This window comes from Isoptericola sp. NPDC056605, assembly GCF_042792795.1.
GTDB lineage: Bacteria > Actinomycetota > Actinomycetes > Actinomycetales > Cellulomonadaceae > Isoptericola.
Map to the genome: position 1 here is coordinate 164,576 of NZ_JBHTVT010000002.1, position 12,960 is coordinate 177,535.

The 12,960-nt window shown below is 74.8% G+C and carries 13 protein-coding genes; 9 read left to right on the top strand and 4 right to left on the bottom strand.

Features of this window, described 5'->3' with window-relative positions; genetic code table 11:
• Positions 1–22: 22 nt before the first annotated feature.
• Positions 23–1,222, bottom strand: a complete 1,200-nt coding sequence (locus ACFQ8Y_RS03550; RefSeq protein WP_430584630.1) for an oxygenase MpaB family protein — start codon at positions 1,220–1,222, stop codon at positions 23–25.
• A gap of 192 nt (positions 1,223–1,414) precedes the next feature.
• Positions 1,415–1,849 (bottom strand): TIGR03618 family F420-dependent PPOX class oxidoreductase, encoded by a 435-nt coding sequence (locus ACFQ8Y_RS03555; RefSeq protein ID WP_430584631.1) that lies wholly within the window; start codon positions 1,847–1,849, stop codon positions 1,415–1,417.
• Positions 1,850–2,038: 189 nt separating this feature from the next.
• Between ACFQ8Y_RS03555 and ACFQ8Y_RS03560 the strand changes: the two genes are divergently transcribed.
• Positions 2,039–3,448 (top strand): hypothetical protein, encoded by a 1,410-nt coding sequence (locus ACFQ8Y_RS03560; protein ID WP_430584632.1) that lies wholly within the window; start codon positions 2,039–2,041, stop codon positions 3,446–3,448.
• 79 nt (positions 3,449–3,527) lie between these two features.
• Positions 3,528–4,199: a DNA alkylation repair protein gene (locus ACFQ8Y_RS03565; protein WP_430584633.1), complete on the top strand. Its 672-nt coding sequence runs from the start codon at positions 3,528–3,530 to the stop codon at positions 4,197–4,199.
• 20 nt (positions 4,200–4,219) lie between these two features.
• Here the strand turns inward: ACFQ8Y_RS03565 and ACFQ8Y_RS03570 are convergent, their stop codons facing one another.
• The gene (locus ACFQ8Y_RS03570) at positions 4,220–4,912 is read right to left on the bottom strand and encodes a hypothetical protein (protein ID WP_430548824.1); all 693 of its coding nucleotides are present in this window, start codon (positions 4,910–4,912) and stop codon (positions 4,220–4,222) included.
• 177 nt (positions 4,913–5,089) lie between these two features.
• Between ACFQ8Y_RS03570 and eno the strand changes: the two genes are divergently transcribed.
• Together eno and ACFQ8Y_RS03580 are read left to right on the top strand one after the other, a co-directional pair.
• The gene (gene eno / locus ACFQ8Y_RS03575; protein ID WP_430557988.1) at positions 5,090–6,373 is read left to right on the top strand and encodes a phosphopyruvate hydratase; all 1,284 of its coding nucleotides are present in this window, start codon (positions 5,090–5,092) and stop codon (positions 6,371–6,373) included.
• A gap of 223 nt (positions 6,374–6,596) precedes the next feature.
• Positions 6,597–7,448 (top strand): septum formation initiator family protein, encoded by an 852-nt coding sequence (locus ACFQ8Y_RS03580; protein ID WP_430584634.1) that lies wholly within the window; start codon positions 6,597–6,599, stop codon positions 7,446–7,448.
• Positions 7,449–7,503: 55 nt separating this feature from the next.
• On the opposite strand, the gene ACFQ8Y_RS03585 is transcribed toward ACFQ8Y_RS03580, so the two are convergent.
• Entirely contained in the window at positions 7,504–8,355 is an 852-nt protein-coding gene (locus ACFQ8Y_RS03585; RefSeq protein WP_430584635.1) for an IclR family transcriptional regulator, read from the bottom strand.
• Positions 8,356–8,426: 71 nt separating this feature from the next.
• Between ACFQ8Y_RS03585 and ACFQ8Y_RS03590 the strand changes: the two genes are divergently transcribed.
• From ACFQ8Y_RS03590 to ACFQ8Y_RS03610, 5 genes are all read left to right on the top strand, one after another.
• Positions 8,427–9,497 carry a 2-dehydro-3-deoxygalactonokinase gene (locus ACFQ8Y_RS03590; RefSeq protein WP_430584636.1) on the top strand — a complete coding sequence of 357 codons (1,071 nt, stop codon included), beginning with the start codon at positions 8,427–8,429 and terminating at the stop codon, positions 9,495–9,497.
• Positions 9,494–10,111, top strand: a complete 618-nt coding sequence (locus tag ACFQ8Y_RS03595) for a 2-dehydro-3-deoxy-6-phosphogalactonate aldolase (protein WP_430584637.1) — start codon at positions 9,494–9,496, stop codon at positions 10,109–10,111. The genes ACFQ8Y_RS03590 and ACFQ8Y_RS03595 overlap by 4 nt, the downstream gene beginning before the upstream one ends.
• A 28-nt stretch (positions 10,112–10,139) precedes the next feature.
• The gene (dgoD, locus tag ACFQ8Y_RS03600; protein WP_430548830.1) at positions 10,140–11,288 is read left to right on the top strand and encodes a galactonate dehydratase; all 1,149 of its coding nucleotides are present in this window, start codon (positions 10,140–10,142) and stop codon (positions 11,286–11,288) included.
• Positions 11,289–11,378: 90 nt separating this feature from the next.
• Positions 11,379–11,903, top strand: a complete 525-nt coding sequence (locus tag ACFQ8Y_RS03605; protein ID WP_430584638.1) for a DUF501 domain-containing protein — start codon at positions 11,379–11,381, stop codon at positions 11,901–11,903.
• A 67-nt stretch (positions 11,904–11,970) separates the two neighbouring features.
• Positions 11,971–12,951, top strand: coding sequence for an exopolyphosphatase (locus ACFQ8Y_RS03610; protein WP_430584639.1), 981 nt, complete (start codon positions 11,971–11,973; stop codon positions 12,949–12,951).
• Positions 12,952–12,960: the final 9 nt, after the last annotated feature.

A 12,960-nucleotide genomic window follows, 5' to 3' on the forward strand; every position in this document is an offset into this window, starting at 1 on the left:
GGGGACCACCTCGGCGGGGGCGTCAGACGCCGGGGCGGTTGCCGTCGGGGATGGTGATGGGCGTGGTCTTGCCCGACTCGCCCTTGTTGAGGAACGCCATGCCGAGCGCCTTGACGAACTGGTCGAACAGGCGGAACGACACGGGCGCGACGGGGATGAGGCCCTCGCGGAACTTGATGTATGCCGGCCAGACGCTGCGGATGAGGGCGCGGGAGGCCGGGTCGCGCTTGAGGTTCAACCACTCGGCGACGTCCTCGCCCAGCTGGTAGACCACGAACTCGTTGAGGAACCCGCGCGTGACGCCGAGGTCGACCTGGGCGGTGAGGCCGAGGAGCACCTCGGCGAGGTCCTTGCCCTCGGGCGTGGGCGCCAGCAACGGCGTCAGCACCTGCTCGGACTGGGCGTGCGCGTCGGCCCAGGTCGCGGGGATGTACTCGTCCCTGACGCCCAGGAAGTGCAGCGCCACCTGCCAGTGGTGCAGGAACGCCTCCTCCTCCGCCGCCGACATCCTGATGCCCCACTTCTTCATGGTCTGGTGGGCGAAGGTGCCGGTGCTGTGGAAGGTGACGAGGATGTCCATGTTGCTGATCGGGATCGTCTCGTCCGCGACCGCCTTCCAGTACGGGGACTGGGGCAGGAGGTGGCGCACGGCCGCGTGCACCATGCGGGTCTTGTTCGCCGTGACGATCATCTGGCCGTCGGGCTCGTAGGCGTTGAGGTCGGTGAGGTCGTAGCCGAACGTGAACGTCTTCGCCGCCCGGTCCTGCATGTCGGCCCCGCCCTTGGACCAGTACACGGACTTCGCCTCGCGCGGGATGACGGTGCTCATGATGCCGCCGCCGAGGCCGTAGATGAGGAAGAGGTACAGGTCCTTGCGCCGGTTGAAGTCGGCGGCGAGGCGCAGCTTGTCCCGGTCGGCCCAGTCGGGCAGGCGCGTCGAGCGCTGCAGGAAGCCGGCCAGGTCGGCCGGCAGGCCCGCGGGGACGGGGTCGTCGTTGTCGACCCAGTCGCCGATGGCCTGGTTGACGGCGGGCACCTGGCCCGTGTCGACGACGGAGGCCATGATGGCGTCGATCTCGTCGTCCCAGACCCACAGCGGGTCGACGCCGGTGCCGCTGCCCGACAACGATCTGGCCGGTGACCAGGACCAGGCCGCCCCGGGGGCGACCGCGCCGGACAAGCCGAGCGCGGCTCCCAGCGTCAAGAGGGTGCGTCGTTTCATCTCGCTCACGGGACCACCTGTTTCCGACGGGGATGGACCGCGCTGCGGCATCGTCGTCGACGCCGGCCAGAGACGTGCGGCCCATCCGGATGTGATTGGCCGTTCACTTGTGATTCGCCGTTAACATATGACCGTTGGCGGCGCGGCACAACCCCTGGCCGGGACACGGTGGCCCTCGACGTGCTCGCCCCGTCAGCCGAACGACTGCGCGGCGGCGTGCTCCACGTCGACGAGGAAGGCGACACGCTCCTCCCCGCGCGGGTAGTCGGCACCGGTGTGCACGCGGGCGATCCTGTCGACGACGGCCCACCCGCGGTCGCCGTCGAGCACCTGAACGACGCGGCCGCGCAGCATGGCCATCTCCCAGGGACGCTCGGTGTGCGTCACGGACACGGCGACGCGCGGGTCGCGCCCCACGTTGCGTGCCTTCTGCGAGCGCGGACCCGTGAGGAACGCGAGGTGGTCGCCCTCCCACGCCACCCACAGCGGCACGCTGTGCGGCGAGCCGTCGGCCAGCAGCGTCGCCAGGTGTGCCACATGGGGCTCGGCGACGAGACGGCGGGCGATCTCGGGCAGGTGGGCGGGACCGGGCATCGGGTCGAGGCGGGGCTCGGGTGCGGTCGTCATGACGGGTCGACCCACGCGGGCGCCGGGAATGAGCGCTGGTGCCGCACCCGGGTGGATTTGCCGTCCCGCCAGGTGGAGCGCGGCTTCCGTTCCTAGCATGAGGAGCGGACGGCGCGGCGCGGGCTGGCCGCGCCCTCCGCGAGGGCCCGCGACCCGCGGGCCGGGCACGGGGCGGCGGACGGGGACGCGATGAGCGGCACGATCGACGACGGCGGCACCGGGGTGCCGGGCGACGCGGCGGCTAGGCTCGCCGCGCTCGAGCGCGAGAACGCCGAGCTGCGCGCGCGGCTCGCGGCGGTCGGCGGCCAGCCCGTCGTCGTGGCCGCGGCACCGGCGGCGTCCCGCGAGCCGCGCCACCGCGGCCGGGCCGCGGCCGCCGTCGTGCTCGTCGTCCTCGGCGCGCTGCTGGCGCCCGTCGCCGTGGTGGCCGCCTGGGCGGAGCGCACGCTCACCGACACGGACCGGTACGTCGCCACGGTGGGGCCGATCGCCTCGGACCCGGCGATCCAGGGCGCCGTCGCCGGCCGGCTCACCGACGTCGTGATGGAGCAGATCGACGTGAACGCCATCGTCGGCACGGTGGTCGACGGCCTGGAGGAGCGGGGGGTCGGGCCGCGGGCGACGGAGGCGCTCACCCAGCTCGAGGGCCCGCTGACCAGCGGCGTCGAGTCCTTCGTGCGTCGCGCGGCCGACGGCGTCGTGACCAGCGACGCGTTCGAGGACGCCTGGGTGCAGGCCAACCGGGTCGCCCACCAGCAGCTCGTCGCGACGATGCGCGGCGAGGGCGGGGAGCTGCTGCAGATCGGGCAGGACGGCCAGCTCACCATCCAGCTCTCCGGCATGATCGACCTGCTCAAGCAGCGGCTCGTCGACCGGGGTCTCGGCATCGCGGCCCGGATCCCGGAGGTGAACGCGACGTTCACGCTCATGCAGACGTCGCAGCTCGTGCAGGTGCAGAACCGGTACGCGCAGGTCGTGGCGCTCGGGACGTGGTTGCCCTGGATCTCGCTCGGCCTGCTGGCCGCGGGCGTGCTCGTCGCGCGGCACAAGGCGCGCACCCTGGTCGTCGCGGGCCTGGCGCTGGCGGCCGCGATGGTGGTCCTGGCGATCGGCCTCGCGATCGGCCGGGGGATCTACCTCGACGCCCTGAAGGACGTGGTGCTGCGGCTGGACGCGGCCGAGGTGCTGTTCGACCAGGTGGTGTCGTTCCTGCGGGTCACGCTGCGCACGGTCGGCGTGCTCGGCCTCGTGGTCGCGATCGTCGCGTACCTGGGCGGGAGCAGCGCATCGGCGCGGTCGCTGCGCGCGGGCGCGGGCCGCGGGTTCGCGCGGCTGCGGGACTACGGCGAGGGGCGCGGGGTCTCGACCGGGTCGGTGGGCGACTGGCTGGGCCGGTACCGCACCGTGGTCCGTGTGACGATCATCGTCGTCGCCGCCCTGGTGCTCCTGCTCGCGGGCAGCCCCACCCCGGGGCTCATCATCGGCACCGCGCTGGTGGCCGGCGTCCTCATCGCCCTGCTGGAGCTGGTGGCGCGGCCGCCCCGGCCCGACGACGGGGCCGCGACCGGCGCGCCCGACGTGGCGCAGCCCAGCCGCTGACGGTCGGCGCCGCGCCGACGCCGGCCGCCTGAACCGCGCGCGCCGGGCGGGTGCCGGCCCGGGTCCCTACCGTGGTCCCGTGGACCTCACCGCCGACGCCGTCGTCGCCGACCTGCACGCCGTCGCGGACCCGGCGGCGCACCCGAACCGGCACTACGCCGGGAGCGGCGAGGTGCTCGGCGTCCGGATGGGCACGCTGTTCGACGTGGCGAAGCGGTACGCCGCGATGCCGCTGGACCAGGTGCACCGCCTGCTCGACGAGCCCGCGTACGAGCCGCGGCTCGCCGCGTTCTGCGTGCTGGACTTCGCCGTCCGGCGCCCGCGCGTCACCGACGCCGAGCGGGAGGCGCGGTACCGCACCTACCTCGACCGGCACGACCGCATCGACACGTGGGACATGGTCGACCGGGCGGCGCCGCGCGTCGTCGGGCTCTACCTGCGCGACCGTTCCCGCGAGCCGTTGTTCGACCTCGCCCGCTCGGACGACCCGCTGCGCCGCCGCACGGCGCTGACCGCGCCGCTGGCGTACACGCGGCCGCCGCACCCCGCCGGGATCGCCGACCTGCTGCGCCTCGTCGAGCTGCTGCACACCGATCCCGACCCGGTGGTCCGCAAGCCGGTAGGCATCGCCCTCAAGCACGCCGGCGGTGCCGATCCCGCGGCCGTCCGCGCCTTCCTGGACCGGATGAGCGACGCGCTCGCGCCGCCCCTGCGGCGCGAGGCCCGGCAGAAGCTGCCCGACGAGCGCTGACCGGTGCCGGTCCGGACGGGTCAGTCGCCCGCGGCCCGCCCCAGCTCGCCCGCGATGCGCTGCTCGAGCGCGTCGGTGGCGGCGTCGGGCAGCACGACGATCCCCTCGAGCTCCTTCATGGCCCGCCGGTACGCGGACTGCCGCTCGGCCTGCGACGAGCCCTCGTCGTCGGCCATCGCCAGGAGCTTCTTCGCCCGGTCGAGGGCCTGCCGCTCGGCGGGGGAGAAGTCGGACGCACGGCGCCGCTTCGCCTCCCGCTCCGCGACGTCGAACCGGACCTGCATCTCGCGGACCGCGTCGCGGTAGCGGTCGAGGCGGCGGCGGTCGCGCAGCTCGACCAGGTCGTCGGGTCGGAGGTCCTCGGCCGCCCGGCGGGCGCGGTGGAAGTCGACGGTGACCTGCTCCCGCATGTCGGACATCAGGGGGTACTCGAGCGACTTCACGGCGTCGAGCTCGTACGCCAGCCAGCGCTGCTGCGTCGCGTCGTGCGCGGCCACGGTGCGCTCGATCTCGCTGGTCAGGGCCTCCTCGTCGGCCTGCGCGGCCGGGGCGGCGGGCGGCGGGGCGCCGTGCTTGATGCGGTACATCTCGAGCTTGTCCTGGCGGCGCTGCCGGTCCCAGCTCGAGATGCCCCGCGCGGCACCGCCGACGGCCGGGCCGACGAAGAAGATCAGCCACCAGTACGAGCCGAGGAAGTCCCAGACGCTGTCCACGGGGTCCACGCTATCGGCGCGACCGTGACCGCTGGGTGGTCGAGGGAGCCACCGGGTGGACGCCGGTCTAGGCTGGGCGGGTCAACCCAGCACCGTCGCGGGCGTCAGCGGCCCCGGGCACCTTCGCCTGGGCCTTGCCGCGCGGTCGCCCGCGAGCCCCGTCTGAAGGAGCAGCCCGTGGCAAGCATCGAAGCCGTTGGAGCACGCGAGATCCTCGACTCGCGCGGCAACCCCACCGTCGAGGTGGAGATCGCGCTGGACGACGGCACGTTCGCCCGTGCGGCGGTCCCGTCGGGCGCCTCGACCGGCGCCTTCGAGGCCGTCGAGCGTCGTGACGGCGACAAGGGGCGCTACCTGGGCAAGGGCGTCGAGGGCGCGGTCAACGCGGTCATCGACGACATCGCCCCCGAGCTCATCGGCTACGACGCCGAGGAGCAGCGCATCATCGACCAGACGCTGATCGAGCTGGACGGCACCCCGAACAAGGGCAAGCTGGGCGCCAACGCGATCCTGGGCGTCTCGCTCGCCGTCGCGAAGGCCGCCGCGAAGTCGGCCGGCCTGGACCTGTTCCGCTACGTGGGCGGCCCGAACGCGCACGTGCTGCCCGTGCCGATGATGAACATCATCAACGGCGGGTCGCACGCCGACTCGACGGTGGACTTCCAGGAGTTCATGATCGCGCCGATCGGCGCGCCGACCTTCAAGGAGGCCCTGCGCACGGGCACCGAGGTCTACCACGCGCTCAAGAGCGTGCTGAAGGGCAAGGGCTTCTCCACGGGCCTCGGCGACGAGGGCGGCTTCGCCCCCGACCTGCCGTCGAACTCCGCCGCCCTGGACCTCATCGTCGAGGCGATCGAGAAGGCGGGCTTCACGCCGGGCTCCGACGTCGCCATCGCGATGGACGTCGCCGCGACCGAGTTCTTCAAGGACGGGGCGTACCACTTCAAGAACGGCGAGGTGCACTCCACCGAGGACATGATCAAGCTCTACGAGGGCCTGGTCGCGAACTACCCGATCGTCTCCATCGAGGACCCGCTGTCCGAGGACGAGTGGGCCGCCTGGACGCAGTTCGTCTCCGAGGTCGGCGACAAGGTGCAGGTCGTCGGCGACGACCTGTTCGTCACCAACCCCGAGCGCCTCGCCCGCGGCATCGAGGAGAAGGCCGCCAACTCGCTGCTGGTCAAGCTCAACCAGATCGGCACGCTCACCGAGACGCTCGACGCCGTCACGCTCGCGCAGCGCAACGGCTTCACGACGATGACCTCGCACCGCTCCGGCGAGACCGAGGACACCACCATCGCCGACCTGTCCGTCGCGACCAACGCCGGCCAGATCAAGACCGGCGCCACCGCCCGCGGCGAGCGCATCAACAAGTACAACCAGCTCCTGCGCATCGAGGAGGCGCTGGACGACGCCGGTCGTTACGCCGGCCGTTCGGCCTTCCCGCGCTTCCAGGGCTGACGCCCCCGGACGCCGCACGACGACGGCCGGTCGCTCCCTCGGGGGCGACCGGCCGTCGTCGTCCCGCGAGGTAGTACGGGCCGTGCCGAGGTAGTGGTCCCACCTACTGCCTCGGCGCGATCCGGACTACCTCGGCACGATCCGGACTACCTCGGCGGGTCTGCTCGCGGGCGCGCCGACGACGGTCCCCGGCCCGGGCGGTGCGGCTCGGCAGAATCGGGGCGTGCCTGCCCGTCGCCCGACCTCGCCCGCCCCCCGCCGCCCGGCGTCGCGGCCCTCGGGGGCGCGCGGCGGCTCCGCACGGCCCACGACGACGTCGAACGCGTCGGTGGGCACCAAGCCCAAGGCGCCGACGAAGGGCACGAGCAAGGCCGCGAGCAACGGCACGAGCAAGGGCGCCGGCAGCGCGAAGGGCGCCGCCCCAGCCTCCGGCAAGGGCTCCGGAAAGGGCTCCGGCGCGAGCACCGGCAAGGGCACGGCGAGCGGGCGACGCGGGTCGCGTCGGCCGGCGGGGCCGGCGCGCGAGGACCGGCGCCGCAGCCGTTACGGGCTGGTGCTGCCGGAGGTGCTCACCGTCCGGCTCATCGTGCTGTCGGTGGTGGTGCTGCTCGCGGTGGTGCTCCTGCTGCCCACGGTGCGCGGCGCGGTGACCCAGGCGCACGAGCTGGACCGGCTGCGCACGGAGCTGGCGCAGAACCGGGCCGAGCGCGACCGCCTGGAGGTGGAGCTCGGCCGCTGGGAGGACCGGTCGTACGTCGAGGAGCAGGCGCGGTCGCGGCTCAGCTTCGTCATGCCCGCCGACAAGGTGTGGCGCGTGGTCGACCCGGACGCCGCGGGGGACGACGACGTCGACCCGGTGACGGGCGAGGCCGTCGGCTCCGGGCCGGTGGGGACGTCCACCGGGCCGAGCGTGCCCTGGTACCAGTCGGTCTGGGAGTCGGTGCGGGTGGCCGACGGCCCCGCGGCCACGGACGACGCCACGGACGATGCCACGGACGATGCCACGGAGGACGACACCGCGGGCGACGGTCCCGAGCCCGGCGGCTCGGTGACCCCGTCGTCCGGGGCCGGCTGAGCAGCAGGACGCGCCGGGCGTGATCCGCTGGGCCGGGCCGCGGACGGCGCCGCGCTCAGCGGCCGCCGGGGCGGTAGCCGAGCCCGGCCGCGACGGCGGCGGCGGCGTCGAGCACGACGGGCACGAGCGACTCGACCCGGGCCGGCGGCATGTACGGGCGGGTGGCGGAGACGCTCACGGCGGCGGCGACGGCGCCGGAGGCGTCGCGCACGGGCGCGGCGACGCAGAGGATGCCGGGTTCGTTCTCCTCCAGGTCGAACGCGACGCCCCGGCGGGCGGACGCCTCCATGACGGCGACGAACTCGTCGGGCGTGAGCACGTCCGCCGCGGGGCCGTCCGAGGCGTCCCCGCCGACGCGCCGCTCGGCGACGAACTGCTCGCGCCACCGCTCGGGCTGGTCGAGCAGCAGGGCCTTGCCCACCCCGGTACGCGTGAGCGGCATCCGGTGCCCGACCCGCGAACGCATCTCCGCGCCGCGGGTGCCGGGGATCTTGTCGAGGTAGAGCACCTGGCCGCGGTCCTCGATGGCGAGGTGCACGGTGTCCGAGACCCGGGCGGCGAGCGCCCGGAGCGGCCCGGCCGCGACGTCGGCGACCGGGTTCTCCTGCAGCGCCTGGTAGCCGAGCTCGATGAGCGCCGGGCCGAGCGCGTACCGCCCGTCGTCGAGCTGGCGCACGTAGCCGGTCGCGAGCAGCAGCTGCAGGAGGCGGTGGGTGGTGCTGCGGCCGACACCGGTCTCGGCGGCGATGTCGCGCAGGCGTCCGTGCCCGCGCGCGACGGCGTCGACGACGGCGATGCCGCGGGCCAGCGTCTGCGTGCCGGGGGGCGGGGTCGCCGCCGGGGCGCGGGTGCCGGCCCGGGCCCCGGGAGGGGGCGCGGGGGCGTCCGGGGAGGCGGAGGGGCTCACGGCGAGGAGCGTATCCCGATAATAGGGACGCGGTTCTCATAGTCGGGATCGGCTGCCTACCGTTCCCGATCATGGCCGATGACGCACCCCGGCGCGACGCAGCGCTCGTCGCCCTCGACTGGGGCACCTCCAGCTTCCGCGGTTGGCTCCTGGACGCCGCGGGCGGTGTCCTCGACGAGGTCCGCACGGACGACGGCACCCTCCGCTGCTCCGCGGGCACCGGCTCCGCGCCCGAGCGCGCCGCCGCGTTCGAGCGGACGTTCGCGCGCCTGTGCGGGCCCTGGCTCGAGCGCCACCCGGACCTGCCCGTGCTGGGCGCGGGCATGGTGGGCTCCAACCACGGCTGGGCCGACGCGGGGTACCTCGACGTGCCCGCCCGGCTCTCGCGGCTCGCCGACCACCTCACGCCGGTGCCGGCCGCCGGTTCCGTCGTGCACCTGGTGCCCGGCCTGCGGGTCGTCGGACCGGACCCCGACGTGCTGCGCGGGGAGGAGGTGCAGCTGCTCGGCGCGCTGGAGGAGACCCGCGAGGAGGGCGGGGCGCCGCTCGCCACGGCGGTGCTGCCCGGCACGCACTCCAAGTGGGTGCGCCTCGACGGCGACCGCGTCACGGGCTTCGCCACCGTCATGACCGGCGAGCTGTACGGCCTCCTGCTGCGCGACAGCATCCTGGCCCGCCTCGCCGAGGACGGCCCCCACGGCGACCCGGCGGCCGGGCGGGATGCCGTCGACCAGGAGGCCTTCGACCGGGGCCTCGACACCGACGCGCGGCGGGGGGACGAGCGCGGGCTGGCGGCCCTGCTGTTCACGGCCCGCACCCTGGTCATGGCCGGCGCGCTCCGGCCCGCCCAGGTGGCGGACTACGTGTCGGGCCTCCTCGTCGGCTCGGAGGTGCGGCACGCGCTGCGCGCGGACCCGGCCGCGCTCGTCACGGTGTGCGCGTCACCCGCGACCGCGCGGCGCTACCGCCGGGCGCTCGAGCGCCACGGCGCCGCGGTGCGGACGGCCGGGGAGGACGTCGCGGTGCGCGGCCTGTGGCGCGTCGCCCGCGACGCCGGGCTCGTGACGGGCGCGCCGCTCCCCGGGGCCCGGACTTCCGAGCGCACCACGACCCTGTCCAGCACCGAGGAAGGAACCTCATGACGCACCGACCCACCGGCCTCGTCGCCATCCTGCGAGGCGTCACGCCGCCGGAGTCCGTCGACGTCGCGGCCGCCGTCCTCGAGGCGGGGTTCGACGCCGTCGAGGTGCCCCTCAACTCTCCCGACCCGCTCGGGTCGGTCCGCCGCATCCGCGACGCGGCCGGCCCGGACGCCCGCGTCGGCGCGGGCACCGTGCTCACGCCCGAGGACGTGCGCCGCGCCGCCGACGCCGGAGCCTCGCTCGTCGTGTCGCCGAACACGCGGCCCGACGTCGTCGCGGAGACGGTGCGCCTCGGGCTGGAGAGCTACCCGGGGGCGGCGACGCCCACCGAGGCGTTCGCCGCGCTCGACGCCGGGGCCACGGCCGTCAAGCTCTTCCCGGCCTCCGCGGTCGGGGTGTCGGGCCTGCGCGCCTGGGCGAGCGTGCTGCCGGCCGGCACGGCGCTCGTCCCGGTGGGCGGGGTCGACGCCACGAACCTGAGCGAGTGGGCGCGCGCCGGCGCGGCGGGCGCGGGCCTGGGCACCTCGCTGTACCGGCCGGGCGACGCCGCCGAGACCGTCGCCGCGCGCGCCGCCGAGCTCGTCCGCGTCTGGGCCGACCACACCGACCACTGACCACGCGTCACACGCTGAAAGGCAAGCCGTGAAGATCACGTCGTTGACGACGTTCGTCGTCCCGCCCCGCTGGCTCTTCCTGAAGATCGAGACCGACCAGGGGATCGTCGGCTGGGGAGAACCCGTCCTGGAGGGCCGTGCCGCGAGCGTCGCGGCCGCCGTCGAGGAGCTGTCCGACTACCTGGTGGGCAAGGACCCCCGGCAGATCGAGGACCACTGGACCGTGCTGTACCGCTCCGGGTTCTACCGGGGCGGCGGCGTCCACATGAGCGCGCTGGCAGGCATCGACCAGGCGCTGTGGGACATCAAGGGCAAGGCGCTCGGCGTCCCCGTGCACGAGCTGCTGGGCGGGCGGGTGCGCGACCGCATCAAGGTGTACTCGTGGATCGGCGGCGACCGGCCGGCCGAGACCGCCGCGGCCGCGCGGGAGGCCGTCGGTCGCGGCTTCTCCGCCGTGAAGATGAACGGCCCGGAGGAGCTCCAGTACCTCGACACCCGGGACAAGGTGGAGAAGGTCGTCGCCAACGTCGCCGCCGTCCGCGAGGCCGTGGGGCCCGACGTCGGCATCGGCGTCGACTTCCACGGGCGCGTGCACCGCCCGATGGCGCGCGTCCTCCTCGAGGCGCTGGAGCCGTACCACCTGATGTTCGTCGAGGAGCCGGTGCTGTCCGAGCACGTCGACGGCATCGCGGACGTGCTCCGCGCGTCGAGCACGCCGATCGCGCTGGGGGAGCGGCTGTACTCGCGGTGGGACTTCAAGGACGTCATCACGTCCGGCGTCGTCGACGTGATCCAGCCCGACCTCTCGCACGCCGGCGGCATCACCGAGGTGCGCAAGATCGCGGCGATGGCGGAGGCCTACGACATCGCCGTCGCCCCGCACTGCCCGCTCGGGCCGATCGCGCTCGCCGCCTGCCTCCAGCTCGACGCCGTCGCGTACAACGCGGTGATCCAGGAGCAGAGCCTGGGCATCCACTACAACACCTCCAACGACCTGCTCGACTACGTCGTCGACCCGACCGTCTTCGCCTACTCCGACGGGTCCGTCGAGATCCCGCGCGGCCCCGGCCTCGGCATCGAGGTGGACGAGGACTACGTGCGCCAGCGGGCCGCCGTCGGGCACCGGTGGCGCAACCCCGTGTGGCGGCACGCCGACGGCTCGTTCGCGGAGTGGTGAGCGGGCGCACCCCGGCAGCGGCGCGACCGGGGCCGGGCCCGGGGGAGAATGGGGGCTGCCCCGCCCGCGAACGCCCCGAGGACCGCCCCTATGACCGACCACTCCGCCCCCGTCGGCGACGCCGACCCGACCGTGGTCACCGAGCGCGACCTCGAGGTGCTCGCCGAGCAGCTCGGGCGCGAGCCGCGCGGCGTCGTCGGCATCGCCGCGCGCTGCGTGTGCGGTCGCCCGCTCGTCGTGCGCACCGCGCCGCGGCTGCCCGACGGCACGCCGTTCCCGACCACGTACTACCTCACGCACCCGGGGGCGGTCGCGGCCGCCTCGCGGCTGGAGGCGGACGGCGTGATGAAGGAGATGACGGCGCGCCTCGCCGAGGACGAGGAGCTCGCGGACGCCTACCGCCGGGCGCACGAGCACTATCTGGCGCGGCGCGCCGAGCTCGGGCAGGTCGACGAGATCGAGGGCATCTCCGCCGGTGGCATGCCCACGCGCGTCAAGTGCATCCACGTGCTCATGGGGCACGCGCTGGCCGCCGGTCCGGGCGTGAACCCGCTCGGCGACGAGGCGCTCGCGCTGGTGCGCGACCAGTGGCGGCCCGACCGCTGCAGCTGCTGAACGACGTCCGTCACACGTCCCGGTCCCGAGAGGCGTGGCGTCGGTGTCGGATGAGATCGTGTCGCCCGTGACCGAACGCCCCGCGCCCTCCGCACCGTCCACGTCGACCCGGGTCGCCGCGATCGACTGCGGCACCAACTCCATCCGCCTCCTGGTCGCCGACGTCGCGCACGGCGGCACCCTCACGGAGGTCGACCGGCGGCTGCGCATCGTGCGCCTCGGCCAGGGCGTGGACCGCACGGGCGAGCTCGCCCCGGAGGCGCTGGCGCGGACGCTGGAGGCATCGCGCGAGTACGCCGCGGTGATCGCCGAGGCAGGGGCCACGCGGGTCCGCTTCGTGGCGACGTCGGCCACGCGCGACGCGCGCAACCGGCGGGAGTTCTTCGACGGCGTCCGCGCGGCCGTGGGCGTCGACCCCGAGGTGGTCTCCGGGCGTGAGGAGGCGGAGCTCTCCTTCCGCGGCGCCACCGCGGGCGTGGCCTCGCAGCACCCCGGGCCGTACCTGGTGGTGGACCTCGGCGGCGGCTCGACCGAGCTGGTGCTCGGCACGACGACGCCGGAGGCCGCCCTCTCGCTCGACGTCGGCTCGGTGCGGATGACGGAGCGCCACCTGCACTCCGACCCGCCGGCGCCGGCCGAGGTGGAGGCCGCCCGCGCCGACGTGCGCGCCGCGCTCGACACCGCCGCCCGGACCGTCCCGTTCGGCCGGACCACGACGCTCGTCGGCCTCGCCGGCTCGGTGACGTCCGTGACCGCGCACGCCCTGGGGCTGGCCGAGTACCGCCGCGAGGCGGTGCACGGCGCCGTCCTGGGCGTCGACCGGGTGCTCGCCGCGTGCGACGACCTGCTGCACCGCAGCCGCGAGCAGCGCCTCGCCCTCGGGTTCATGCACCCCGGTCGCGCGGACGTCATCGGCGCGGGCGCGCTGGTCTGGGCGGAGGTCGTGCGGCGGGTGCGCGACGACGTCGCCGCCGCGGGCGGCGAGCTCGCGGACGTCGTCACCAGCGAGAGCGACATCCTGGACGGCATCGCGCTCTCCCTCGCCTGAGCGCACGCC